The sequence below is a fragment of the Wenyingzhuangia sp. IMCC45467 genome, from assembly GCF_054111205.1.
The window spans coordinates 755,157-781,013 of record NZ_CM134196.1; the positions used below are offsets into that span (position 1 = coordinate 755,157).

General features: G+C 29.6%; 21 protein-coding genes. 15 read left to right on the plus strand and 6 right to left on the minus strand.

What is annotated here, in order from left to right; genetic code table 11:
• Position 1: 1 nt before the first annotated feature.
• Both ccoN and ccoS read right to left on the minus strand, forming a co-directional pair.
• Positions 2 to 2,173, minus strand: a complete 2,172-nt coding sequence (gene ccoN, locus ACXGQT_RS03380) for a cytochrome-c oxidase, cbb3-type subunit I (protein ID WP_457829994.1) — start codon at positions 2,171 to 2,173, stop codon at positions 2 to 4.
• 25 nt (positions 2,174 to 2,198) lie between these two features.
• Positions 2,199 to 2,360 (minus strand): cbb3-type cytochrome oxidase assembly protein CcoS, encoded by a 162-nt coding sequence (ccoS, locus tag ACXGQT_RS03385; protein ID WP_457829995.1) that lies wholly within the window; start codon positions 2,358 to 2,360, stop codon positions 2,199 to 2,201.
• A 215-nt stretch (positions 2,361 to 2,575) separates the two neighbouring features.
• Here ccoS and ACXGQT_RS03390 point away from each other — a divergent pair, with 215 nt between their 5' ends.
• Positions 2,576 to 4,111 carry a glycoside hydrolase family 28 protein gene (locus ACXGQT_RS03390; protein WP_457829996.1) on the plus strand — a complete coding sequence of 512 codons (1,536 nt, stop codon included), beginning with the start codon at positions 2,576 to 2,578 and terminating at the stop codon, positions 4,109 to 4,111.
• Positions 4,112 to 4,235: 124 nt separating this feature from the next.
• Positions 4,236 to 4,832 (plus strand): MCP four helix bundle domain-containing protein, encoded by a 597-nt coding sequence (locus ACXGQT_RS03395; RefSeq protein WP_457829997.1) that lies wholly within the window; start codon positions 4,236 to 4,238, stop codon positions 4,830 to 4,832.
• 28 nt (positions 4,833 to 4,860) lie between these two features.
• Here ACXGQT_RS03395 and ACXGQT_RS03400 read toward each other — a convergent pair whose 3' ends face one another.
• On the minus strand, positions 4,861 to 7,215 hold the full coding sequence (locus ACXGQT_RS03400) for a heavy metal translocating P-type ATPase (RefSeq protein ID WP_457829998.1): 2,355 nt from the start codon (positions 7,213 to 7,215) through the stop codon (positions 4,861 to 4,863).
• 106 nt (positions 7,216 to 7,321) lie between these two features.
• Between ACXGQT_RS03400 and ACXGQT_RS03405 the strand changes: the two genes are divergently transcribed.
• Positions 7,322 to 8,008, plus strand: a complete 687-nt coding sequence (locus tag ACXGQT_RS03405; RefSeq protein ID WP_457829999.1) for a Crp/Fnr family transcriptional regulator — start codon at positions 7,322 to 7,324, stop codon at positions 8,006 to 8,008.
• Between the two features lie 28 nt (positions 8,009 to 8,036).
• Here the strand turns inward: ACXGQT_RS03405 and ACXGQT_RS03410 are convergent, their stop codons facing one another.
• The gene (locus ACXGQT_RS03410) at positions 8,037 to 9,146 is read right to left on the minus strand and encodes an NAD(P)/FAD-dependent oxidoreductase (protein WP_457830000.1); all 1,110 of its coding nucleotides are present in this window, start codon (positions 9,144 to 9,146) and stop codon (positions 8,037 to 8,039) included.
• 242 nt (positions 9,147 to 9,388) lie between these two features.
• On the opposite strand from ACXGQT_RS03410, the gene ACXGQT_RS03415 reads away from it, so the two are divergent.
• From ACXGQT_RS03415 to ACXGQT_RS03465, 11 genes are all read left to right on the plus strand, one after another.
• Complete coding sequence (locus ACXGQT_RS03415) at positions 9,389 to 10,459, plus strand: helix-turn-helix domain-containing protein (protein ID WP_457830001.1); 1,071 nt, start codon at positions 9,389 to 9,391, stop codon at positions 10,457 to 10,459.
• 124 nt (positions 10,460 to 10,583) lie between these two features.
• Positions 10,584 to 11,663, plus strand: coding sequence for a leucine-rich repeat domain-containing protein (locus ACXGQT_RS03420; RefSeq protein ID WP_457830002.1), 1,080 nt, complete (start codon positions 10,584 to 10,586; stop codon positions 11,661 to 11,663).
• Between the two features lie 40 nt (positions 11,664 to 11,703).
• A complete protein-coding gene (locus tag ACXGQT_RS03425) occupies positions 11,704 to 11,913 on the plus strand; it encodes a T9SS type A sorting domain-containing protein (protein WP_457830003.1) in 210 nt (69 codons plus the stop codon).
• Positions 11,914 to 12,040: 127 nt separating this feature from the next.
• Complete coding sequence (argS, locus tag ACXGQT_RS03430) at positions 12,041 to 13,813, plus strand: arginine--tRNA ligase (protein WP_457830004.1); 1,773 nt, start codon at positions 12,041 to 12,043, stop codon at positions 13,811 to 13,813.
• 6 nt (positions 13,814 to 13,819) lie between these two features.
• On the plus strand, positions 13,820 to 14,428 hold the full coding sequence (locus ACXGQT_RS03435) for a hypothetical protein (RefSeq protein WP_457830005.1): 609 nt from the start codon (positions 13,820 to 13,822) through the stop codon (positions 14,426 to 14,428).
• A gap of 114 nt (positions 14,429 to 14,542) precedes the next feature.
• Entirely contained in the window at positions 14,543 to 15,472 is a 930-nt protein-coding gene (locus ACXGQT_RS03440) for a magnesium transporter CorA family protein (RefSeq protein WP_457830006.1), read from the plus strand.
• A 113-nt stretch (positions 15,473 to 15,585) separates the two neighbouring features.
• Complete coding sequence (locus ACXGQT_RS03445; protein WP_457830007.1) at positions 15,586 to 16,734, plus strand: FecR family protein; 1,149 nt, start codon at positions 15,586 to 15,588, stop codon at positions 16,732 to 16,734.
• Between the two features lie 128 nt (positions 16,735 to 16,862).
• Entirely contained in the window at positions 16,863 to 18,818 is a 1,956-nt protein-coding gene (locus tag ACXGQT_RS03450) for a carboxypeptidase-like regulatory domain-containing protein (protein WP_457830008.1), read from the plus strand.
• Positions 18,819 to 18,828: 10 nt separating this feature from the next.
• Positions 18,829 to 20,415, plus strand: a complete 1,587-nt coding sequence (locus ACXGQT_RS03455; RefSeq protein ID WP_457830009.1) for a TonB-dependent receptor domain-containing protein — start codon at positions 18,829 to 18,831, stop codon at positions 20,413 to 20,415.
• A gap of 18 nt (positions 20,416 to 20,433) precedes the next feature.
• Complete coding sequence (locus ACXGQT_RS03460; RefSeq protein WP_457830010.1) at positions 20,434 to 22,161, plus strand: SusD/RagB family nutrient-binding outer membrane lipoprotein; 1,728 nt, start codon at positions 20,434 to 20,436, stop codon at positions 22,159 to 22,161.
• A 55-nt stretch (positions 22,162 to 22,216) separates the two neighbouring features.
• On the plus strand, positions 22,217 to 23,635 hold the full coding sequence (locus ACXGQT_RS03465; protein WP_457830011.1) for a metallophosphoesterase: 1,419 nt from the start codon (positions 22,217 to 22,219) through the stop codon (positions 23,633 to 23,635).
• A gap of 67 nt (positions 23,636 to 23,702) precedes the next feature.
• Here the strand turns inward: ACXGQT_RS03465 and ACXGQT_RS03470 are convergent, their stop codons facing one another.
• Positions 23,703 to 24,260 (minus strand): RNA polymerase sigma factor, encoded by a 558-nt coding sequence (locus ACXGQT_RS03470; RefSeq protein ID WP_457830012.1) that lies wholly within the window; start codon positions 24,258 to 24,260, stop codon positions 23,703 to 23,705.
• A 153-nt stretch (positions 24,261 to 24,413) separates the two neighbouring features.
• On the minus strand, positions 24,414 to 24,779 hold the full coding sequence (locus ACXGQT_RS03475; RefSeq protein ID WP_457830013.1) for a DUF983 domain-containing protein: 366 nt from the start codon (positions 24,777 to 24,779) through the stop codon (positions 24,414 to 24,416).
• Positions 24,780 to 24,896: 117 nt separating this feature from the next.
• Between ACXGQT_RS03475 and ACXGQT_RS03480 the strand changes: the two genes are divergently transcribed.
• The gene (locus ACXGQT_RS03480; RefSeq protein WP_457830014.1) at positions 24,897 to 25,778 is read left to right on the plus strand and encodes an AraC family transcriptional regulator; all 882 of its coding nucleotides are present in this window, start codon (positions 24,897 to 24,899) and stop codon (positions 25,776 to 25,778) included.
• The last annotated feature ends 79 nt before the right edge of the window (positions 25,779 to 25,857 follow it).

Sequence of the window (25,857 nt, forward strand, 5' to 3'; positions counted from 1 at the left end):
CTTAATTGGTTTTTATATCAGTTCCTAATCGTTGTAAATATGCTATTAAAGCCACTATTTCTCTTTGTTGAATTGGCACAAACTCTTCTCCTTTAGCTTTTGCTTCTGCACTAGCTTTTTGATAACTTTCTACAAAAGCCGGATCTTGATTTAAGTTTTCTGCTATTGTATTTGCTTGTTCAACCATACTTTGGGTAGCATTGTTTACTTCTGCTTGAGAATAAGGAACTCCCAAAGTAATCATTGTTTTCATTTTAGCCTGTGTATCACTAATGTCTAGTGTATTTTTAAGCAACCATGGATAAGGTGGCATAATTGAACCTGGAGAGGTACTTTGTGGATCCATCATGTGATTAAAATGCCAACTATCAGAATATTTCATACCAATTCTATGTAAATCTGGTCCTGTACGTTTAGATCCCCATAAGAAAGGATGATCATAAACAAATTCTCCGGCTTTAGAATACTCTCCATATCGTTCTACTTCTGAACGGAAAGGACGAACCATTTGTGAATGACATCCTACACAACCTTCACGTATGTATAAATCTCTTCCTTCTAATTCTAATGGTGTATAAGGTTTTACACTACTAATGGTTGGAATGTTAGATTCTACCATAATGGTTGGCACTATTTGTACAATTCCTCCTATTAAAATGGCAATGGTTGCAAAGATGGTTAATTGCACAGGCTTTCTTTCTAATTTTTGATGCCAAGTTTCTCCTAACAACCGTCCTTTTTTAACTCTTTGTAAAGGAGCTGCTTCGCTAATATCATCTTCAACCTCAGCACCACTTTTAATGGTAACTATCATGTTATACAACATTACAAATGCCCCTAGTATATACATTGACCCTCCAATGGCACGCATCCAATACATTGGAATAATTTGAGTAACTGTTTCTAAAAAGTTACCATATACTAAAGTACCATCAGGATTAAATTGTTTCCACATAGAAGCTTGTACAAATCCAGCAATGTACATTGGAAAGGCATAAATAATAATTCCTAACGTTCCTAACCAAAAATGTACATTTGCTAATTTTACAGAATGTAACTGAGTTCTGAATAATTTAGGAACCAACCAATACACCATACCAAATGTTAAAAACCCGTTCCAAGCCAATGCTCCAACGTGTACATGAGCAATAATCCAATCAGAAAAGTGAGCAATAGCATTTACATTTTTTAAAGACAACATAGGTCCCTCAAAAGTTGCCATACCATATCCTGTAATGGCTACTACCATAAATTTTAACACAGGATCAATTCTTACTTTATCCCATGCACCTCTTAAAGTTAACAATCCGTTAATCATTCCTCCCCAGGAAGGTGCAATTAACATGACTGAAAATGCAACCCCTAAATTTTGTGCCCAATCTGGTAAAGAAGTATATAATAAATGGTGAGGTCCTGCCCAGATATAAATAAAAATCAACGACCAAAAGTGTACAATAGACAATCTGTATGAATACACAGGTCTATTAGCCGCTTTAGGCACAAAATAATACATCAACCCCAAAAATGGTGTGGTTAGAAAAAAGGCAACGGCATTGTGACCATACCACCACTGTACTAAAGCATCTTGTACTCCAGCATAAACAGAATAGCTTTTTAAGAAAGATACCGGCAAAGCCAAACTGTTAAAAATATGCAATACGGCTACGGTTACAAAAGTTCCTAAATAAAACCAGATGGCAACATATAAGTGACGTTCTCTACGTTTTAAAATAGTACCAATCATATTAATACCAAATACTACCCAAATTAAGGCTATGGCAATATCTATAGGCCATTCTAATTCTGCATATTCTTTGCTTGTGGTAATTCCCAAAGGCAAGGTAATAGCTGCTGCTACAATAATGGCTTGCCAACCCCAAAAGTTAATTTTACTAAGTAAATCGCTAAACATTCTAGCTTTTAATAATCTTTGCAAAGAGTAATAAACTCCGGCAAACATGGCATTACCCACAAAAGCAAAAATAACAGCATTGGTATGCAAAGGTCTTAGCCTCCCAAAACTTAACCATGAAATACCTTTTGTAATGTTTGGAAACACAAACATAAATGCCAGTAATAGTCCTACAGACATTCCTATGAGTCCCCAGAACATAGTTGCGTAAATAAATTTCTTTACGATTTTGTTGTCATAATAAAATTGTTCTTTTTCCATAAATAGAAATTCTAATGATTGATAGTTATTGTTTTTTGTTTTTTTGAATGACATCATTAAAAAGCATTCTCATGGCAGGTGTTTCATCATCTTCAAATTGACCGTTTTTAACAGCTAAAAAGAAAACTGCTAAAAAAATAATAGCCACACAGAGACTAACTAAGATTAAAACATATATAACTCCCATAATTACTTTGTACTTTAAAGCAAAAGTATTTCCATCATAGATTGTAAAAAATGATTATTATCATAGTTTCACAATTAGCCTGTCTTAATTATTATATTGAGCTAAAAAGGTTTTAAAAACTTACAAGTTGTTTTATAGAATAATTCACTGAACAAAATTATAGCGCACCTTTATTAAAAAATCTATTTTTACTTGTTAAATCTTATGTTAAAAACATGAAGCAATTATTTTCCTTAATTACCCTATTGTTAATTTTTAGTTGTAAACACAAAACAGGCCTTGATTACAGTGAGTTAAAAACAATTCCAACCAAGGAAGAAGTTGGACATTTAGTTATGCCTAATAACATTGCTCCTGTAGCTGCTCCTTTTGAAATGCCTGTGTTTAAAAAACCTATATTTCCAGAGTACACCATTAATCTTAAAGACAAGCTATATAATAGTAATCTTAATATTATAACCTCTATAATACAATCAGCTATAGATAAAGCCTCTGTAAATGGTGGTGGAGTTGTCATTATCCCTGAAGGAGAATGGATTACAGGACGAATTTCATTAAAAAGCAACGTAAACTTACACTTAAAAGAAGGAGCTGTATTAAAATTTAGTACTGATGTTAAAGATTATCAACCTGCAGTTTTTACACGTACAGAAAGCCTAGAAATGATGTCTCTCGCCGCTTGTATTTATGCTAACAAACAAGAAAACATTGCCATTACAGGTAAAGGAAAATTAATTGGCCCTTATGCTGGTGAAATAAAAGAACGTGCCTATATGCAACCTATTGAAGGACTAATAGATTTATCAAAACCATCAAAAGAACGTATTCACGATGGTTCTAAAGAAACCTGGATTTTTCCGCCTAAGTTTATTTCTCCTATTAATTGCAAAAATGTTTATATAGAAGGAATATCTTTAGAAAACACGGCTTTTTGGAACATTGTTCCTACCTATTGCGATCAAGTAATTATTCGTGGGGTTTATATAAATTCTTATGGTATTCCTCGTGGAGATGGTATTGATATTGAATCTTCTAAAAATGTACTGATTGAATATTGTACTTTAAACACGGGTGATGATTGTTTTACTATGAAATCTGGTCGAGGTGAAGATGGCTTAAAAGTAAACAAACCTACCGAAAATATTGTGGTAAGATATTGCTTGGCTCAAAAAGGACATGGAGGAATTACCTGTGGTAGTGAAACTGCGGGAACTATTAAAAACTTATATGTTCACGATTGTGTTTTTGAAGGCACAGTTGTTGGTATTAGATTTAAAACCCGTAGACCTAGAGGTGGTGGAGGTGAATATTTATACTACAATAGAATACGTATGAATTTAGAAGCTACAGCCATTAAATGGGACATGTTGGGAACTCCCGAGTATGTAGGAGAATTAGCTGAACGTTTACCTATAAGAAAAGTAAACTCATTAACTCCTTTTTATCGAAACATCTCAATAAGCAATATTATTATTGAAAACAGCACTCATTTTTTAAAAATTTACGGAATTCCAGAATCCCCTCTTAGCCATCTAAAAATAGACAATGTAAGTGCTATTAGTAAAAACTTAATTATTATTAAAGATGCAAGTGAGGTAGTAATTAAAAATAGTATAATTAAAAGTCCCGATTCTATTATTGAAATCATCAACGGAAATCATATTCAATTAGAAAATGTAAAATTAGATTTAAATGGGGTTAAGCTATCTAAACCCAAAGAACTACTCTTAAATAATTGTGAAATACTGTAATATATTTCATTAAAAATCTACGTATTTTCACCTATTTTTATACAATTTATAATTCCAACGCACTCAAATAACATATAAAAACATATATTTAAAACAGTTTTAAATCGTCTAAAATAAAAATGTCATGATTTTTAATAAAGTAAAAAAAGTTTTAAGTGTATTGTTAATCTTTTTTATTGTGTTAAGTACCAATTTAGTTGATAAAGATAATTTTAATAGTCTTAAGCAATCTGTAACTACTATATATGAAGATAGAATTGTTGTTTGTGATTTAATTTTTGAGACATCTTTATTAATTCAGGACAAAGAAATAGCCATTGTAAGTGCTGATACTTTATTTTTTAAAAATAAAAATGCTAAAGTAAACCGTGAAATTGATAGTTATATTAAAAAATATGAACAAACAAAACTAACCGACAAGGAGCGCAATATTTTTGATGATTTAAAAACGGAACTAGAACGTTTATACAAGCTAGAAAACAATTCTAAAACCCCTTCTTCTAAAAAGGTATTATCTAGCATACATCTTATAAAAGAAAAGTTACAGCATTTATCTAAAATACAATTAGATGAAGGTAAGTTACAAATGCACATGAGTAATAAAGCCATGAAAACCATAAATTTATTTACTCAAATAGAAATTATTTTCTTAATTATTATTGCTATTTTAGTACAGGTAATTATACTCTACAATCCTAAAAAAAATAACAGGGATTCATAAAACATTTACATATTACTGTATATAAAGCTTATGTATTTTTTCTCCCCAAAAAATTAGTTGCTATGGTTACAAAAACCACAATAGTTATAGAGCTTAATGGCATTAATACAGCAGCAATTAATGGGGTTAACAATCCACTAACAGCAAAATATAGCCCAACTATATTGTACAATATAGAGAGTATAAAGCTAATTTTAACCACGACCAAACTTGCTTTACAAAATTTAAAAAATGCTGGAATCTGATTCATTTTTGTAGCATCAATAATAGCATCACTAGCAGGAGAAAATACATTTACATCTTCTGCTACTGCAATACCTACTTCTGCTTGTAATAAAGCTCCAGCATCATTTAAACCATCACCAACCATCATTACAGACTGGTTATTTTTTTGACAAGCTTTAATCTGTTCTAACTTATTTTGTGGAGATTGATTAAAATAAAAATTTGTATTACCTGATAATTTAGATTGTAAAAAGGGTAATGCAGCATTATTGTCTCCTGATAAAATATTTATCTGATACTTTTTAGCAAGATTTTTTAGCGTTTTAAATATTTTATTTCGGTATTGATTTCCAAACTTAAAATACCCAAAAACTTTTTTATCAATAGAAACATATACCCTACTTTCTGTTTCTACATCACTTTTAATATTATTTACAAAATTAGCAGATCCTACTTTTACTAATTTCTGATGGAATAATCCTTGAACTCCATTACCTTCAACTTCTTTAAAATCATAAACATCTATACAATCTCCTTTTAACTTTTTAAACAACGTTCTGCTTAACGGATGATTAGAGTTTTTAACTAATGATTTTATCATGGACATTTCCTCTGTGGATAGTTTTTGTCCTTGGTATATAAATTCTTGTTTATTCCTTGTAGTCAACGTTCCTGTTTTATCAAAAAATAGAGTATCTATTTGTGCTATTTTTTCAATTACTGAGCTATCTTTTAAATAAAATCCTTTTTTACCTAAAACCCTTAATACATTTCCAAAGGCAAATGGAGCAGACAATGCCAATGCACAAGGACAAGCCACTATTAAAATTGATGTAACTACATTTATTATTTGACTTTTATCTACAAAAAACCAATACATGGCTGACACTAATGTTACGAACAATAATGCCCATGTAAAATATTGACTGACAAGATCTGTAAGATTGGCTAATTTTGAAGGTTTGTCATAAGAATTTTGACTCCACAACTTGGTTAAATAACTCTGATCTACTGTTTTAATTACTTTTATTTGAATAGATTGACCTTGTTGTTTTCCTCCTGCAAAAACTTTATCACCTATATTTTTTTGTATTAAATTAGCTTCCCCTGTTACAAAACTATAATCTAATGTTGCGTTACCATTTACCACAATTCCATCGGTAGGAATTACTTCTTCATTTCTAATAACCAGAATATCATCAACAATAATTTCATTTACAGGCACTACAACCTCTTTGTTGTGAATTAAAGTAGAAACTGCAATGGGAAAATAGGATTTAAAATCTCTTTCAAACGATAAAAAATCATAAGTCTTTTGCTGAAATAATTTTCCTAGTAATAAAAAGAAAATCAAGCCTGTTAAACTATCAAAATAACCTTGTCCTGTTCCTGTAAAAAACTCATAACTACTTCTTAAAAATAAAACAACAACTCCAATACTTATAGGCACATCAATATTTAAAATACGTTTTTTTAGTCCCTTATAAGCCGATATAAAATAATCGTTAGCAGCATAAAAAACAACAGGTAAGCTAAACAAAAACATTAACAAAGCAAACAATGGTTGGTATTGAACCAACCAAACATCTGGCTTGCCAAAATAATCTGGAAAAGATAAAAACATGGTATTTCCAAAAGCAAAACCTGCCACGGCTAACTTGTAAGTACTTGCTTTACTTTGTTGTTGCTTTTTTTCACCATCTTCTAAACTTATATAAGGGTCATAACCAACCATAGCTAACAACTCTACCAATTCTTGTAAGCTAATGATGTTTTTATAAGTTATTTGGACTGTTTTTTTGGAAAAATGAACTCTAGAACTAATAATGTTTCCATTTAATTTTTGCAAATGCTCTAACACCCAAACACAAGAACTACAATGTATTTTAGGAATATACAAAGTAACTATTTCAACTCCGTCTTCTTGAAAATCTAATAATTTACTTACTACCGTTGCATTGTTTAAAAAAGCATATTTTCCCTTAATATTGGTTGGTGTTAATCCTGGATTTTTCTCAAAATCGTAATAAGCCGTTAAATTATTGTCTTTAAAAATTTCATAAACCGTTTTACATCCATGGCAACAAAATTTTTTATTATCATATTTTATAACTTCTATTAACTCATCACCACAATGAAAACAACTATTATCTTTCATAACACACTTGGTTTATGATGCAAATTTATTTTTAGCAAAATATTTTTCCTATGATTATTATCATATAGTTTTTTAACTTTGATGTGCAATTAATACAAAATGACTTATGAGCAGATGTGAACAATGTTTGATAAAACAATTTAACAACTTAAACGCTTTGAGCAAGGAAGAGTTAAAACATATATCTGACTCAAAAGATGTACACATTTTTAAAAAAGGAGAAGTTATATTTGGTGAAGGTAAATTTTCATCGGGAGTTTATTGTATTAAAGATGGAGTTTGCAAACTATCGCAATTAAATGCCAACGGTAAAGAACAAATTGTAAAGTTTAGTAAAAAAGGAGATTTAATTGGCTATCACTCTGCAATTACTCATGAACCTAGTATGATTACTGTTACTGCCTTAAACGATGTATCTGCTTGTTTTATTCCTCAAGATTTAATTAAAAAACCGCTAAATGAAAACCCTAAGTTTTCTAATGCTATGTTTAAAACTGTTTGTAACGATTTAAAAGAAGCAAACAATGCTATTACCAATATTTCTACCAATACAGTACACCAACGCATGGCTGATTTGATATTGTTTTTAAAAGAAACTTATGGTGTAGATAGTAACAATACTATTAAAATTCAGCTAAGCAGAAAAGAAATTGCTAGTTCTGTGGGAACAGCAACAGAATCTGCCATTAGAATTTTATCAACCTTTAAAAAGGATAAATTAATTGATTTGGTAGGAAAATCTATTACTATTTTAAATGAAGAAGAATTAAAATTTATTGCTGAAGGAATTTAAGCAACACTAACATACATTTACCATAACATTATTCATAAAATTCTCCAGACAATGATTTAATAATACTTTTGTCAGATCTTAGCTTTAATAAAAAAACAGCAAGATCTACCAGTCTATCTTTTCTAGAGTATTTAAATATTTTTTCTTGAGAATATTTGGCTCTCTTATAATTGTTTAAAAATCGTTTTTTCCAAGCCTCTTCATATTCGTGTAATATAGTATAATCGTTTTCTTTTAAAGCTTTTACCATTGATTTACTGGCCATTATAGCAGCTTCAAATATAAACTTATACCCTTCTCCAACAATAGGGTTTACTTGCGAAACACTATCACCCACACACACCAAATTTTGTTGTACAAATTTTTCTAAAACTGGTGTTATAGGAATACTTCCTCCCTCAACAGTTTCTTTATCTTTTTCTACAAGTGATTTAATTAATGATATTTCTAAAATTTCATTTAAACGAGGCTTTAATTCTTTTATAACCTTGTTTTCAAAAGTTCCAAATCCTAATATGGCACGACCATTTTGCAAAGGGAATATCCAACCATAACCACCCTGATATTGTTTCCCTATTAATAAATGTCCCTCTTGTGGATTCCCTTTATATTTTACATTATACTCTACTCCTGTTGCCAATTGCATAGCTTTAGGAAGCAAACCAACTTGTTTACTAATAACCCCTACAGTTCCAGAGGCATCTACAATAATTTTAGCATTATAACTATTTTTATTTTTGTCAATTACCTCTGTTATTATTCCTTGATAATCCTTTTTAATTTCTTTAATATGTACCCCTTTTTTAATGGTAACATACTTTTCATCTAAGCTTTCTAATAATTCTTGATGTAGCTTGGTTTTATCTAAAATATAACCACACCCTTTTATTTTTCTAGTAAAATTTTTTGAATATATAATTGCTGATTCTAATTTTTGAGCAACAACATAATTGGTTAAATCAAAATCATCTAAATCCATAAAACTAGCCAATGTATTAAAAGAAAAGCTTAATAAATTTGTTTTTCTATCTACCAAAAGAGTTTTACACTTGGCTTTACCTAATTCTCTAGCCAACATTAATCCGGCTGTACCAGCTCCGACTATTAAAACATCAAAAGATTCTTGCTTATTTTCCAAAACTTTTTTTTAAAGTTAAAATAATAAAATAAACCAATGCTTTTTTTTAATTCTATCATTACTATTAAAATTAATTCCCCACCCTCAATCAACAGAATTATATAAGTAACTAAGCTTGACTTTTACTATAATTTATTCACTTAAATTACGTATTTTCACAACTCAATATTAAGTATCATATTCACTTAAAAATTAGTTTATATCTACCTCAATTAAAATACTTTACAATTCTATAATTAACAATGAACTTATCCAAATGGTTTCAATACATAAAGCCTAATATTCAATTTTTTCAAAATGGCTTTTTTGAATTTCCTTTTTTAGCAAACAGCCCCGAACTAATGATAGAGAGTACCATAAAAACTCCGGGGAGTAAACATGTTAAAAAAGATCAGGCAGTTTACAGAAACAACCCTTTTACAAAAGGCTCTTTTTTTTATAGAAAAATAGAAGATGGATTGTGGTTAACTATTACAGATGTTCAGTTTAAACAAAACACAATTATTAAATCTGTTTATGATAAAAATATACCAAGTGATCATTATACAATAACATTTACCCTTTTTGAAAGTGAAATTAAACTTCAGAATACATTTATAGATAAAATTCCTTTTCAAAATAAATTTTGGGGGTTTAAAAAACCTGGTACCGATGTAGGAGCGTGTTTTTATAAAGGAACCAAGTCTAAATTCTTTATTTATTATATTAGTCCTAGTTGGATAGAAAAAAATGTTCCTTTAGACAAATTAGATCCTAATATTCCTTTTAAAAAATTTCTTAATTCAGACAAAGGTTTTATTTCTTATCAAGATATTGTTCCTAATGCCGAAGAATGTTCTAATGAAATTCTACATACTGTTACCACTTTTAATGATGATGTTTTTAATGAAACCCTTTTAAAATCTCAAGCTTTTAGTTTAATTTCTTCTTTTTTTAAAAATGTGTTTAGAGACATTAGAAAACAAGATTATCAAGAAAAAGGAATAGCAGATTATAAAAAGATTTCTGAATGTGAACGACTTATTTCAACAAACCTTGCAATGCCATTTATAGGAATTGACACCATTGCTAAAAAGTTAAACTTATCTTCATCCAAATTAAAAACAGATTTTAAATCCGTGTACGGAAATTCTATACTCCAATATCATATTCATAAAAAAATGGAATTGGCTATGCAGCTAATTTTAAACACGAACCTACAAATTAAATACATAGCCCAAGAAGTAGGTTATGAAAGTCAAAGTAAATTTAGTGCTGCTTTTAAGAAAAAGCATGGAAAACTTCCTTCTGAAGTACGTGAGAACAACACTTAATGTAAAGTAATTTTTGTTTTGTGAATCTAAAAAATGTCTGATTGGGCTATTGATTTGTCCTAATTGGCTACGCAAATGCTGTTATGTAAAATAAATTTGTGTTTAAAGAAAAAAATTCATTTTTATGAATATAAGCACAAGTACAATTAAAAAAATTGCAAAATCAATAAGTTTTAATCTAGAGGGAATTACGTACCAGACGACCTCATTATCAACTGTAAAAATAATACAAAGCAAAAACAAATTATATTCTGGGGCATTAACTATTCCAGAATCTATTACATATAAGGGCATAAATTATATTGTTCACAAAATTGGAACATCTGCTTTTGCTAATAACTTTGATTTAAACAACATTACACTTCCAAACACTATTTGTGAAATAGAAGAAAAAGCTTTTGCAAACAATCCTAATTTAGTTCAGGTTGTTTCTAATATTACATCCCCACAACCTTTTCATAAAACGGCATTTAACCATATTTCTGAAAGCTGCAAATTAATTGTTCCTACAGCATATTTAACAGCTTATAAAACTTCTGATATTTTGGATAAGTTTAGTTTAGTTACTGATGTACTTCCATTTACAATAGCAGGAATTACTTATGAAAAAACATCAGAAACAACTGTTAAGGTTATTAAAAATTTTGACAATGTTTATGCTAAATCTATCACAATTCCTAATACTGTTAGTTACAACAAAACAAACTTTAATGTTACCGAAATTAGTGATACTGCCTTTAAAAACAATGAAAGTATTACAGCTATTAGTATTGGTAACAACATTACTACAATTAAAGCCTTTTCGTTTAGCAACTGTAAAAACTTAAGTTCAATAAGCATGTCTAATTCTATTTCTTCTATAGAAAAATCGGCATTTAGCTCCTCAGGATTAACTAGCTTTACTTTTCCTTATTCTATTACTACAATTGAATCTCATTTATTTATTGGTTGTGAAGATTTAAGTACAGTTACTATTCCTAACTCTATTACTACCATAAAAGAATATTCTTTTGGTTGGTGTGCCAAGTTAACCACTCTTATTTGCAACATTAAAGATCCTTTAACAATTCACTCAAATGTGTTTTTTGGAACACGTATAAACAATTGTACTCTAAAAGTTCTAAACAACCTAGAGACTTACAAAATAGCCAATGTATGGAAGGGATTTAAAATTATGAAGTCTAGTACAACTCTTGACTCATAAATTTTTAATTAGCAATACAACATATTAATTTATACCGAATATGATAGACAACGATTTATTTATAGGATTAGAGGATTCAAATGAAATTACTATTGAAATATTTAAGGAGGATGGACAACTATTAATTCAAAAAACGGTTTCTAAACCACAAAACTCTATTAATTCTAGTAATTTACCCATAGGAACCTATTGGGTTAAACTCACCTCTAACAAAGGCATAACAACCAAAAAAGTGATTAAGAATTTGTAAGTTATATACTCACATAAAAAAACATCTTAAAAACTTATTTTAAATAAAGGCTCGTAATTTTAAATTTAACAAGTCGTCAAAAATTAATTATTTCCGTACTTTCGCAACTCAATAGAAATACACACAAATGAGTATCCAAAACCATTTAGAAATTGCCGTTAAGAAAGCGTTTGTAGAAATTTTTAAAACCGAAATTACAACAGTAGAATTCCAAGCAACTCGTAAAGAGTTTGAGGGTGATATTACCATTGTTGTTTTTGCTTTTTTAAGATTTGTTAAAGGAAATCCTGTACAAATAGGAACTCAAATTGGAGAATACCTTAAAACCAATGTAGACTTAGTTACAGATTTTAATGTGGTAAAAGGATTCTTAAATATTTCTATCAATCCTAGTTTTTTTGTAGATAGTTTTTACGAAATCTACCATACCAAAAATTATGGAACCCTTGCTCCTGCTCCTACAGACAAAGCTGTTATGGTAGAATATTCTTCACCTAACACTAACAAACCTTTACATTTAGGTCATGTACGTAATAATTTATTAGGATTTTCTGTTGCAGAAATTATAGCTGCGAGTGGTAAAAAAGTGTATAAAACACAAATTATTAACGACCGTGGAATACATATTTGCAAAAGTATGTTGGCTTGGCAAAAATTTGGAAACAGAGAAACACCTGCCAATACTGGATTAAAAGGTGATAAATTAGTTGGTAATTATTATGTAGCTTTTGACAAAGCTTACAAAAATGAAATCACAACTTTAATTGCAGAAGGCAAAACAGAAGACGAAGCAAAAAAACAAGCCCCTATTTTATTAGAAGCTCAAGAAATGCTTCGTAAATGGGAAGCAGGTGACAAAGAAGTAGTAGAACTTTGGAAAACCATGAACCAATGGGTATATGATGGTTTTGCAGTATCATACAAAAACTTAGGAGTTTCTTTTGATAAAAACTATTACGAAAGTGAAACTTACCTTTTAGGAAAAGATTGTGTACAAGATGGTTTAGACAAAGGAGTCTTCTTTAAAAAAGAAGATGGTTCTGTATGGATTGATTTAACAGATGAAGGTTTAGATGAAAAATTAGTTTTACGTGGTGACGGAACCTCTGTTTATATTACACAAGATTTAGGAACCGCTATTCAACGTTTTCAAGAGTTTGATATCAATGCACTAACCTACACCGTTGGTAATGAGCAAGATTATCATTTTAAAGTATTATTTTTAATCTTAAAGAAATTAGGTTTCTCATGGGCAGAAAACATGTATCACTTATCTTACGGAATGGTAGATTTACCAACTGGTAAAATGAAATCTAGAGAAGGAACCGTAGTAGATGCCGATGATTTGATGGAAGAAATGGTAAATACAGCTCGTGAAATTTCTCAGGAATTAGGAAAACTAGAAGGATACTCTACAGAACAAAAAGAAGAGTTATACAAAACTATAGGAATGGGAGCTTTAAAATATTACATTTTAAAAGTAGACCCTAAAAAACGTATTTTGTTTGATCCTAAAGAATCTATAGACTTTAACGGAAACACAGGACCTTTTATTCAATATACTTACGCTAGAATTCAGTCTATTCTTAGAAAAGCAGATTTTGATTATTCAGCTAAACAATCTGTAAAAATATCAGACAAAGAATTAGCAGTAGTTAAAACCTTACAATTGTACCCAGAAACGGTTCAATTGGCTGCTAAAAATCACAGTCCAGCTTTAATTGCTAATTATACTTATGATTTGGTAAAAGAATACAACTCATTTTACCAAAGCTCATATATTTTAGGATGCGAAGAAGAAAATGTTAAAATATTTAGAACACAATTATCCGCACAAGTTGGAGATACTATTAAATCTGCCTTTAATTTATTAGGAATTGATGTTCCTGAAAGAATGTAATATTAAATGACAATTCAATCTAAAAACATAACTATCTCTCTCCTCAAAGCAACATTAAAAATTTGCATTGCAGGTGTCTTTATAGGCTTGTTACATCAAAAAGATTGGTTAGTTGCTATTTTTTTAATTTTAAAAGTTGTGCATTCAATGTACAATTTAGGTTTTAGTAACAAACAAAAAAATTGGATTGTACCAATAGGAATGTTTCTCTCTGGAGTTTTAGGAATTGGTGCAGAATATTGGGGAATTTCTAATGGATATTGGGAATATCATGATATTCAATCACTCATGCCCTTATGGCTTCCTTTTGCTTGGATGCTTGCTTTTAGCTATGTTTATAAACTTGAAAAAGAATTGTTTGCTCAACTGAACAAACCCAGCCTAAAAACCAAAACATATATCACTTTTTTACTAGCACTTGTTTTTCCTGCCTTTGGAGAGGTAATTACCATAAATTTAGATGTTTGGACCTATTATTGGCCTTATCAATTTTTAGGAGTACCGCTTTATGCACTTGTTTGCTTAATTGTATTCCATATGGTTGTTAACTACTTAATGTTCTTATTGAGTAACAAAACTAATATTAAAGATGAAGTTTTTACAATGAGTAAATAATTTCACATTATACAATATCACATTTTAAAGCCTATCAATTTATTTTGATAGGCTTTTTATTTAAGATTTTAAGTAACTTAACAAAGTGTAACCTTTAAACACAACATTGTTGTTATGATTAAAATATTTAAAACCTTTGGAAAATCTTATGAAATCAATACTTTAGAAAAAGGATGTTGGATTAACGTAACCAGTCCAAGTGCTCAAGAGATACAAGCCTTAACAAGCACTTATAACCTCCCTGGAGATTTTGTAAATGATATTTTAGATATTGATGAAAGATCTAGAGTAGAATTTGATGATGATTGGACTTTAATTATTTTAAGAATATCAATAGAATCTAAAAACAACAACCTCCCCTTTTACACCATTCCTTTAGGAATTTTTATTACCGAAAACTTTACCATGTCTATTTGTTTAGAAAACAATGATGTTTTACCCATAGACCAACCTTCGCTTTTTAAAGGTCATTCTCATAAAATTTCGGACAGTACCAATTTTGTTCTTCACTTATTTTTAAACTCAGGTAGGCTCTATTTAAGACACCTAAAACAAATTAACCAAATGACTTCTTTAATTGAGCAAGATTTAGAAAAATCTATCAAAAACAAAGAGTTAAATAAATTACTTAAAATGGAAAAGTGTTTGGTGTATTTTATTACAGCTTTAAAAGCCAACGAGATAGTTTTAAACAGGTTACGAAAAAACAAAACATTTGCTACAGATATTAACAAAGAACTAATAGATGATGCTTATATAGAAAACAGACAAGCCTTAGAAATGTCTAAAATATACTCTAATATACAAAGTGGAATGATGGCTACTTTTACATCGGTAATATCTAACAACTTAAATGTAGTCATGAAAAAACTTACGTTGATTTCTATTATTTTAATGATTCCAACTCTTATTGCCAGTATTTTTGGAATGAACATTCCTAACGGATTTGAAAATGTTCCATTGGCTTTACCTGTTATAATATTAATATCTATCACCCTTTCTATTATAGGAGTTTTTGTCTTTAAAAAAAGGCAGTGGATATAACTACGTTTTAAAACGTATAAAAACAATTACCTAACATATTGGTAACATACTAGTAATATACATTTTCTGGGGTATTTACTTTTAGCTATGTCTTAGCTATATAAAAGAAAAATATGATTACAACCGAAATAGAAAAGTGTATTGTTAATTATCTAAATGGAACTGCTTCAACTCAAGAATTAAGTCAATTAGAGCAATGGATAAAATTATCAGATAACAAAAACCTTTTTAAAGAATACATAAAACTAGACTACATTACCAGTGCTTCACTTACTAAAAATCATAAGTCTGATTTTATAAATAAAGAAACCCTTAGAATTAAGAATAAAACAAAAGTTAAAAGGCTACTTCCGTTGAACTTGCTAAAATATGCTGCTATATTATTAATTGCAATTTGTTCTACTTATTTAGCATATCAAAATATTACAAAAAAAGATGATTTTATTGCTAGTACAAATCAAATTATTCTTGATTTAGGGAATGGAAAAACAGAAATTATTCAAGAAAATGGATCTAAAGAAATTGTAGATAACAATGGAAATATCATTGGTGTTCAACAAGCCAATAGAATTGTTTATACTACTACCAATAATACATTAAAAAAAGAAATCATCAACAAATTAACAGTTCCATATGGAAAGCATTTTGAGTTGGTATTGTCTGATGGAACTATGATTATCTTAAACTCTGGTACTTCAATAAAATATCCTAGTCAGTTTTCTAACAACAAAAAAAGAGAAGTATCCCTTAACGGAGAAGCTTTTTTTAATGTAGCCAAAGATCCATCACATCCATTTGTTGTAAATGCAAATCAATTAAAAGTTCGTGTATTAGGAACACAATTTAATGTTTCTGCATATCCTGAAGAAAAAGACATTACCACTGTTTTAGTTGAAGGTTTGGTAGGATTGTATGACGATGACCACTACAATACTAACACAACAATTTTATTAAACCCAGGATTTAAGGGAGTTTACAATGAGTACAAACGCACCTTTTCTACTGAAAAAGTAGATACTAGAATTTATACTAGTTGGAGGACAGGGACTTTAATTTTTAGAGATATTTCTTTTAAAAATATCATTAAAAGATTAGAACGTAATTATAATATTACCATTGTTAATAACAACAAAGAATTAGATCAACAATATTTTAATGCCAGCTTTAGCGCAAAAGAAAGTATAGATAAAATATTAAACACCTTTAGTAAAAGTTATCCTTTCAATTATGAAACAATTAACCAAAAAATAATTATTAATTAAAAAAAGAAATTATATGAAATAAAAGTAAAGTCTAAGTATGTATCAAAAAAAAAAAAGAAGATGCGGGAACATCTTCCTTTAAAAAGAAGTGATATAAAAATTACCACTATAATAATCTTATCAAAAATATGAAAAAAATTAAACAAATCAAGAGTAACACCTTATGCTCTTCAAAATTTAACTTAAGAACTAAGTTAACAACCATTTTCTTGTTTATTAGTTTATTTAGCGCATTTGCAAATAACTACGGACAAAATATAAAAATCACCTTAAACCTTCAGAAAGTAACTATTGAAAAAGTGCTTGATGAAATTGAAGCTCGTACCGAGTACAAATTCTTATACAACATTAAAGATGTAGACATCAAAAAAGTTGTGAGCATTCAAGTTAAAAATGAAAAAGTTGAAAATGTGTTAAATCAACTATTTAAAAACACAAACAAAACCTATGAAGTAGTAGAGAAACATATTATTATAAAAGTTAAATCTAAACAAAGTCAAAAAGTAACTAAAATTCCACCTATTGAAATTAAAGGAGTTATAAAGGATGCTGATGGTATGCTTTTACCAGGTGTTAATATTATTGTAAAAGGAACTAACAAAGGTGTTTTATCTGGTTTTGATGGAGACTTTAGCATATTAGTTCCTAACAAAGAAAGTATTCTAGTATTTTCTTTTGCTGGAATGACAACTCAAGAAATTCTTGTTAGCAACAATACATACCTAACAGTAACTTTAGAAGCATCTGTAGAAAAAATGCAAGAAGTTATAGTTACCGCTTTAGGGATGAAAAGAGAAAAAAAAGCACTTGGGTATTCAGTAGGTGAAATTGATTCTGAAAAAGTAAATCTTGTTCCTCAAGAAAATGTTTTAGGAGGTTTGTCTGGTAAAATTTCTGGTTTAGACATTAGAAGAGGAGGAAATGATTTAAACAACGAAACTTACGTTAATATTAGAGGAAAAACATCTTTAACTGGTAACGACCAACCATTAGTTGTTATTGATGGTTCTCCTATAGGAGACACCAATGTTATGGCTGATATTAGCGCTATGGATATTGAAAACATATCTGTATTAAAAGGAGCTAGTGCAGCTGCTCTTTATGGTTCTAGGGCTGGAAATGGGGTTATTTTAATTACCACAAAATCTGGTAAAAACACCAAAAAAGGAATTGGTGTTACTTTTAACACCACCACTACTTTTAACACTCCATATAAATATATTGACTTACAAAACAGATTTACCAATGGTCAAAAAGGACAATTTGACGAAGCTACTTGGCAACATTGGTACGGTGCTGAAGCAGGAACACCAGCTGTACAGTGGAATAGCAACGGACAAGAAACACCTTTAAAATTTTACGATAATAGCTTACAAGACTATTTTAAAACAGGAGTTACTACTATAAATGATATAAGTGTTTCTGGAGCGTATGATAAAGGAAATTTCCGTTTATCCTTATCACACTTAAAAGGAGAAGGATTTACTCCAGGTACAGAACTAAAAAAAATTGGTGTTAATTTAACTACTAGTTATAAAATAACAGATAAAGTAACGTTATCTACAAACATCAACCTTTCAAATCCAAATTCAGACAATTATCCTATTCAATCTTTAGGAGGTAATGATCAATATTTTGACATTTATAATATTGCTCCTCACATCAATATCAACGATTTAAAAGATGATTATTGGGAAGTAAAAAACACCAAACAAAATAAAATAACAGAAGGATATAACAATCCTTGGTTTTCTGCATACGAAAGAAGAAATACGTTTGATAAAATAAGAGGTTTTGGAAACATTAAATTAGACTGGGAAATTACTTCAGACCTTAACGCAATGGCTAGAGTTTCTAATAGTAGCAATAGTAATAAAACAGAAATTATTAAACCTTGGTCTTTTGATGGTTTTGGAAGTAGTAAACCTTTTGGGTCTTATAACATTAGTGAAAGTACCGCTAGAGAAACCAATGTTGATGTGTTATTTTCTTATAAAAAGAAATTAGGAAATTTTCATATAGATCCTTCTTTAGGAGGTAATATTATGAATAGCATTAGCAAATCCTATCAATGCTGGAGGTGATAATTTGGTTTTGCCTGGTCTTTACACACTATCTAACGTATCTAGAGGTGGATTATCTTATGCAAGTGCTAGCTATAAAAAAGCAATTTATAGTGCTTACGGAATGTTGTCTTTAGCTTATAAAGATTATGTTTTTGTTGATTTAACTGCTCGTAACGATTGGTCAAGTACCTTGCCAAAAGAAAACAGATCTTATTTTTACCCATCTGTATCAACAAGTGTATTGGTCTCACAATTTGTAAATATGCCACAATGGGTGTCTCTTTTTAAATTAAGATCTAGTTGGGCACAAGTTGGTAAAGATACTTCACCATACTTAATCAACCCCACACTTTCACAAGGATATTGGGGTGATGATTTTACTTACTCACTTCCAAGCAGTATGCCTAACACCAATTTAAAACCAGAAATTGCAACTTCTTATGAAGTAGGTGCAGATATCAAATTATTTCATAGTCGTTTAGGTTTTGATGCAACTTACTACAAAACTCAAAATAAAAACCAAATTTTAAACGTTGCTGTTTCTCCTTTAACAGGGTACACTAGCACTACTATTAACGCTGGTAATGTTGAAAATTACGGAATTGAATTGGGGATGAACATCGTTCCTATTAAAACAAAAGATTTGTTTTGGGACATGAACTTTAACTTTACCAAGCAACAAAGTAAATTAGTTGAATTAGTTGATGGTATTGATCGTGTTTCTTTTGGTGGAGGAACAGATATGGGAGCTTTTACCAAAGTTGGAGGTATTATTGGAGATTTATATGCTCCTTATGTTAAAAAAGTAGAAGAAGGAGAATACAAAGGCTGGAATTTATTAGATGCCAACGGTAGATGGGTTGTTGATAGAGCTCAAGAAAATCAACCAAAAGTTGGAAACTTTAACAATGATTTCACTGTTGGATTTAACACATCTATTTCTTATAAAAACTTTACACTGTCTGCTAGTATTGACTGGAGACAAGGTGGTGATTTCTTTTCAGAATCTATGAAAAGAATGGCTCGTTCTGGTAAAATTGAAAGCTGGAACAATGGTATTAGTACAAGTACTTTTACGGGAGTCTTAAATGCCAACTCATATGGTGGAGACAGAACTGCGTTAGCAAATGAAATTAAATCTAACCCTATTTACAGAGATAACAATGTTTGGGTTGGTGGTAGAAATCAAGATCTTGGAGGATTTGAATACAATGGAAACTACAACGGTGCGTTTTTCCCTGGTGTAATAGACAATGGAGATGGTACATATACTGAAAACTTTGGAGCACCAGGCACTAAATTCTTTGATGCTTATAGAGTTGTTGAATCTAGCGGGAGTTTCTGGAGAACTGGAGATACTTTTATGTACGATGCTTCTTTTGTAAAATTAAGAGACATCACTCTTACTTATAAGTTTACTGATAACATTGCAAAATTTATTTCTGCACAAAACATTTCGCTTTCTATTTACGCAAAAAACATCATGCTATGGACAAAAGCAGACATCGGTATAGATCCTGAATTGGCTTTTAACGATGGAAATCAAGGTTTTGAAAAATGGAATCTTGCTCCTTGGACAGCTCCAATGGGGTTTAGACTTAATGTTAGTTTTTAATTTATAAATACAATCAAAATGAAAAAAAATATAATCATATTTTCACTATCAATTTTAGCGCTTTTTGCTAGTTCATGTAGTGAATCTTTAGACGATATAAACACGAGTCCAAACACACTTCCTGATACCGAAGTTGATATTAAATTTGTGCTTACAGGTATTCTATCTGGATCTGCTAAAATAAACAGTAAAATGTCTTATGATTGGGGAGAACTTTCTGCAGCGAATCAATATTTACAGAGAGATTTTACTAGTTATGAAGAGAATAATTATCAATGGGGAGCTGTTGATTTTGGTAACTTTTATGAACCTTTAAAAGACAGTGAATACATTTACAAAAGAGCCGAAACAGAAAAAAAGGATGAAGTAAAAAACTATTATCAAGCTGTTGCACTCATCATGAAATCTTATCATTTTGGATTTATTACTTCTGCTTTTGGAGACGTTCCTTATAGCAAAGCTTTAAATGCTGAAAAAGGAGGAGATGATTTTTTTAAACCTCAATATGATACTCAAAAAGAAGTGTTTATAGGTATTATTAACAGTTTAAAACAAGCAAACACACTTTTAAAAAACACCACCATTTGTAAAGAAGCCATAGATAGTGATGTGATGTACCATGGTGATGGACAAAAATGGAGAAAGTTTGCAAACTCTTTACTTTTAAGATTTTACATGCGTTTATCAGAAAAAAATGATACAGATATTAACGTATCCACAGAAATCGCAAACATTGTTAATAATCCTAATGAATTTCCTGTTCTACAAGACAATAACGACAATGCTGTAGTGTCTTACATTGGTACTGATAGTAATAATAGCTGGCCTGGAGGTGCATTAAACTGGAGTAACCGATCTGAATTTTACCGTAGAAAACCATCTGCTACTATTGTTAATGACTTAATAAGTTTAAAAGATCCTCGTTTAACCAAATGGATAAAACCCGTTGATGCTCAACTTGTACAAGGAGCTACGAACCAATTAGTGTTAGAAAACAACAGAATAAAACGTTATGTTGATATAGATATCAATGCTTTAAATACTGATAACAATTTAGAAAATGATATTAACACCAATTTGTTTGTTGGTTTACCAATTGCTTTAAGTGCTCCTAATGATTTTAATATGGGAGGAACGCTTAGTGATGTTAAAAATGATATCTCTAGTCTAAATGGAAGTATTTATTTAAATGCTGCTGCCAATCCACATACTTCTTATTTAGCAGATATGTATTCAGAAAATAGCCATGAAATGGTCAAATCTATTTTTATGACTTCAGCAGAAGTAAAATTCTTATCAGCAGAAGCTAGTGCTCGTGGATACATCAATAACAATGCATATGAATACTACAAAGCTGGAATTGAATTATCATTCAATCAATATCAAATTAATGATGGTGATGCTAATACTGTTTATGATAATGTAAACAATACATTGACTGCTTTTAATCAAAATGAATACATCACTAATGCCAAACAAATTTTTGACAATGCAGGGAATAAACTAGCACCTATTATGCATCAAAAATGGATTGCTCTTTGGTTAACTACAGAATCTTGGTTTGACTTTAGAAGAACTGGATATCCTGATTTAAACAAAAATATCATTTCTGGAACAAAAGGAAAACAAACTCCTGTTAGGTTTTTTTACACAGATCCTTATAATGAAAGTAATATGTTAAATGCCATACAAAATTTACAACCAACAACTAATGACCAATGGTCTAACATGTGGTTATTACAATAAAAACCCTAAGCAGGAGCTATAAAAGCTCCTGCTTTATTTACAAAAATTAAATAAAATGAAAAAAATAGTAGGTACACTTTTAGGTTTGATGATTCTTTCTGGATGTGGTAAAAAAATTGAAGCTACACATTATCATAATGAGGAACACCACCATACTCACTATGCTTCTATGTCTCAAATTCCAGCTCATAAACTAATATTCCCTTCTAAAACCCCAGATAGAATTATTGTGAGTCTTACTGAAGATTCAAACCATAGTTTTGCTGTTAACTGGAGAACTAGTGTTGATATTGATTCTGCATACGTACAAATAGCTAAAGAAACTCATGGTCCTGATTTTTTGCTAGACAAGAGTATGCAACAAATTGTTGCCAAAACGGAATTTATTCAAGTAGAAAACACAAGAGATAATGAGCCAGAAGTGAATGCTGTTTATCATTCTGCTATTGTTAAAAACTTAATACCAGATACTAATTATGTTTATCGTGTTGGAAATGGAGGTAAAAATGATGATACATGGAGTGAGTGGTTTCAAATAAAAACACCACCTGTTAATTCCGATAAAGCTTTTAGTTTCATTTATTTTGGTGATGCACAAAACGATGTTAAATCTATGTGGTCTAGAGTGATTAGAAAATCATACAAAATGATGCCTGAAGTAGATTTTATGTTACATGCAGGAGATTTAATAAACCATAGTGAATCTGACAGAGAATGGGGAGAATGGTTTTATGCTGGTAGTTTTATACATGCAACCGTACCTAGTATTATGACTCCTGGAAACCATGAATATAATAAAAGTGTAAATAGATCAAAATTATCTGCTTTGTGGAGACCTCAATTTACCTTACCAGAAAATGGGCCTTTAGAAGAATTAAAGGAAACTTGTTACAGCTTAGATTATCAAAACATGAAATTAGTTTCTATTGATGCACAAAGTTTTAATAATAGTGAGCTTTCTAGAAAAGCACAAACAAAATGGTTAGATTCTGTACTGGCAAACAATACAAAAAAATGGATTACACTAACCATGCATTACCCTATTTTTTCTACAGCGAAAGGAAGAGGTAATAAAGAGTTAAGAGAATCTTTAAAACCTTTAATAGATAAATATAATGTGGATTTGGTATTACAAGGTCACGACCACACCTATGCAAGAGGTTATGCTTCAAACGAAGGTTTAGGAAAAACTATTGTAAAAGATGCTGGAGCTGTTTATGCAGTATCTGTTAGTGGACCTAAAATGTATGAATCTCAAGACCAGAATTGGATGGTAAAAAGAGGTGAATACGTACAGCTTTTTCAAATCATTACTGTTGAAAATGATACGATTCAATACAACTCCTACACAACAAAAGGAGAAGTATTTGATAGCTTTAGTTTGATTAAAGATGAGAATGGAAATAAAAAACTCATTAATAACAAATCAGAGGTAACAATGAGATTAAAAAAAGATTATGTTAAAGAAAAATAAGTTTTGTTTCTTTGTTAATGTAATCATGGTATTTAGCAATTAACCATGATGGAAAACCGTCTATTTTTTAGACGGTTTTTTTAATTTTATCACCTCCTAATAAGTTACCTCTAATAATATTAAAAGCATTTGTAACGTGATTTTCTACTGCCTTTACCGTTATGTTTAAATGCTCCGAAATTTCTTGATTGCTTAACCCCTCTTGTTTGCTAAGTAAAAAAACTTGTTTACACTTAGTTGGCAAATTTTCAATTTCATTATAAACCAAAGTCAATCTTTGATCATCAGCACTTATATCATCTGATAAAGCATTAATAGTCTCAAAAAAGACAGTATCTAAAGAGATTGAAGATTGTTGCTTTCTATAATTATTAATAAATTCATTATACACAGATTTGTATAAAAAGCTTTTGAAAGATTCTTTTATTTTAAGTTGTTTTCTATTTTCCCAAATTCGCATAAAAACGTTCTGAACAATATCTTCTGCTAAGACTTGATTTTTAGAAATGCTATAAGCGTAAAGAAATAATTTTTTGTAGTAAGTATCAATTAAATATATGTATGCTTTTTCATCACCTTTAATAATTTTTTTTATCAAATTTTCTGTGTTCTTACCTACATTCATCATTATACTAAGAGTAATATGAAATGTAAATTTCAGCTATAAAAACTAAAAAACAGACGAATGATAATTACCTTATCATTAAGATAATTATATTAATAAGTAAAATTATTAGTGCTATAGAGGTTATCTTTTTTATTAAACTCAATTTTACTTTTATTTTATATTTCTAAACATATATATCCATATCAATCTAGAGAGTTTGATATTGAAAAAAGTTAAGAGCAACATCACAACCACTATTATTGGTATAATTCTTAAATCTAAAGATTTATCAAAAAATTGACTTGCTATCAAGTAAGTCAACAACGCTTCGGCAACTCCTAACCCATAACCAACATACATGGCTCCTATAAAAAAACCAGGCTCTTTCATAAACTTATTATTGCAAACACAACAACTATCATTCATTTTTGGAGGCTTTATACTAAATAAAATATTTTTATCTTTATAAACTTTTCCTTTACCACATTTAGGACATTCATTCCCTAGTATAGACTTTGTTATTTGTAATATATTCATTTCTTTTAATAGTAAAACTAGTTTTGTTTTGATTACTACAAAAGTACACATCCAAACATTTCAAAATAATTCTTATCTTCTCCATTAATAGCACAAAAAAGACATAAAAATAAAATCATGAAAAAAGTACCAGTATATAATATTCAGAATTTTAATGCCAACATTCATAAGAACGACCTGTACATTAATACTTTTAAAAACCATTTAATTGAGCATAGTTTTATAGAAAAATCACATCGTCATAATTTTTATCTTTTAGTACTATTTACCAATGGAACGGGAACACATCAAATTGATTTAAATAACTATAAAATTAAAAGAGGGAACTTATATATACTTAAACCTGGTCAGGCTCATGGTTGGGAATTATCTGATGATATTGAAGGTTACATTATTTTTTATTCAGATCAGATATACAATCTTTATTTTGGAAATAAAAAAATAGAAGAATATCCCTTTTATCAATCTGAGAAGAACATCTCAGAAATAGTTTTTAATGAACAAGAATTAATAGATCTATCACTATATTTCAATTTATTAATTCAAGAAAATCAACTTAATAAATCAAAAAAAACAGATAAACTTTTAAATATTATTGACATCATTCATATAGAAATTTCTAGAAAATTTTTAACAGAAAACAATTACTCCTATCAAACTTATCATCATAAAATACAACTTTTCAACAAATTACTAGATCAATATTATATCACTCAAAAGTCTCCTTCATTTTATGCTTCTAAAATGAACATTTCCTTAAAACATTTAAACAGGATTTGTAAAAACTTATTAAACAAAACAGTAACAGAAATTATTACTCAAAAAATTATTTTAGAAAGCAAAAGACTGTTAACTTTTGGCACAGCATCTATCAACCAAATTGCACAAATATTGGGTTATGAAGACTATTCTTATTTTTCTAGACTTTTTAAAAAACATACACAAATTACCCCTAGTAAATTTAGAGCATCATTAAAAAAAGAACAACAAACAAAATAAACAGAACAAAACAATATCGTTTTATACGTATCAATACGTGTAATTTCTCCCTTTTTAACCTATGTATTATGGTTTTGAA

Excerpts from the sequence above, each read along its gene's own strand:
- ccoN (WP_457829994.1), bottom strand. The coding sequence starts at position 2,173 with ATGGAAAAAGAACAATTTTATTATGACAACAAAATCGTAAAGAAATTT.
- ccoS (WP_457829995.1), bottom strand. The coding sequence starts at position 2,360 with ATGGGAGTTATATATGTTTTAATCTTAGTTAGTCTCTGTGTGGCTATT.
- ACXGQT_RS03390 (WP_457829996.1), top strand. The coding sequence starts at position 2,576 with ATGAAGCAATTATTTTCCTTAATTACCCTATTGTTAATTTTTAGTTGT.
- ACXGQT_RS03395 (WP_457829997.1), top strand. The coding sequence starts at position 4,236 with ATGATTTTTAATAAAGTAAAAAAAGTTTTAAGTGTATTGTTAATCTTT.
- ACXGQT_RS03400 (WP_457829998.1), bottom strand. The coding sequence starts at position 7,215 with ATGAAAGATAATAGTTGTTTTCATTGTGGTGATGAGTTAATAGAAGTT.
- ACXGQT_RS03405 (WP_457829999.1), top strand. The coding sequence starts at position 7,322 with ATGAGCAGATGTGAACAATGTTTGATAAAACAATTTAACAACTTAAAC.
- ACXGQT_RS03415 (WP_457830001.1), top strand. The coding sequence starts at position 9,389 with ATGAACTTATCCAAATGGTTTCAATACATAAAGCCTAATATTCAATTT.
- ACXGQT_RS03420 (WP_457830002.1), top strand. The coding sequence starts at position 10,584 with ATGAATATAAGCACAAGTACAATTAAAAAAATTGCAAAATCAATAAGT.
- ACXGQT_RS03425 (WP_457830003.1), top strand. The coding sequence starts at position 11,704 with ATGATAGACAACGATTTATTTATAGGATTAGAGGATTCAAATGAAATT.
- argS (WP_457830004.1), top strand. The coding sequence starts at position 12,041 with ATGAGTATCCAAAACCATTTAGAAATTGCCGTTAAGAAAGCGTTTGTA.
- ACXGQT_RS03435 (WP_457830005.1), top strand. The coding sequence starts at position 13,820 with ATGACAATTCAATCTAAAAACATAACTATCTCTCTCCTCAAAGCAACA.
- ACXGQT_RS03440 (WP_457830006.1), top strand. The coding sequence starts at position 14,543 with ATGATTAAAATATTTAAAACCTTTGGAAAATCTTATGAAATCAATACT.
- ACXGQT_RS03445 (WP_457830007.1), top strand. The coding sequence starts at position 15,586 with ATGATTACAACCGAAATAGAAAAGTGTATTGTTAATTATCTAAATGGA.
- ACXGQT_RS03450 (WP_457830008.1), top strand. The coding sequence starts at position 16,863 with ATGAAAAAAATTAAACAAATCAAGAGTAACACCTTATGCTCTTCAAAA.
- ACXGQT_RS03460 (WP_457830010.1), top strand. The coding sequence starts at position 20,434 with ATGAAAAAAAATATAATCATATTTTCACTATCAATTTTAGCGCTTTTT.
- ACXGQT_RS03465 (WP_457830011.1), top strand. The coding sequence starts at position 22,217 with ATGAAAAAAATAGTAGGTACACTTTTAGGTTTGATGATTCTTTCTGGA.
- ACXGQT_RS03470 (WP_457830012.1), bottom strand. The coding sequence starts at position 24,260 with ATGAATGTAGGTAAGAACACAGAAAATTTGATAAAAAAAATTATTAAA.
- ACXGQT_RS03475 (WP_457830013.1), bottom strand. The coding sequence starts at position 24,779 with ATGAATATATTACAAATAACAAAGTCTATACTAGGGAATGAATGTCCT.
- ACXGQT_RS03480 (WP_457830014.1), top strand. The coding sequence starts at position 24,897 with ATGAAAAAAGTACCAGTATATAATATTCAGAATTTTAATGCCAACATT.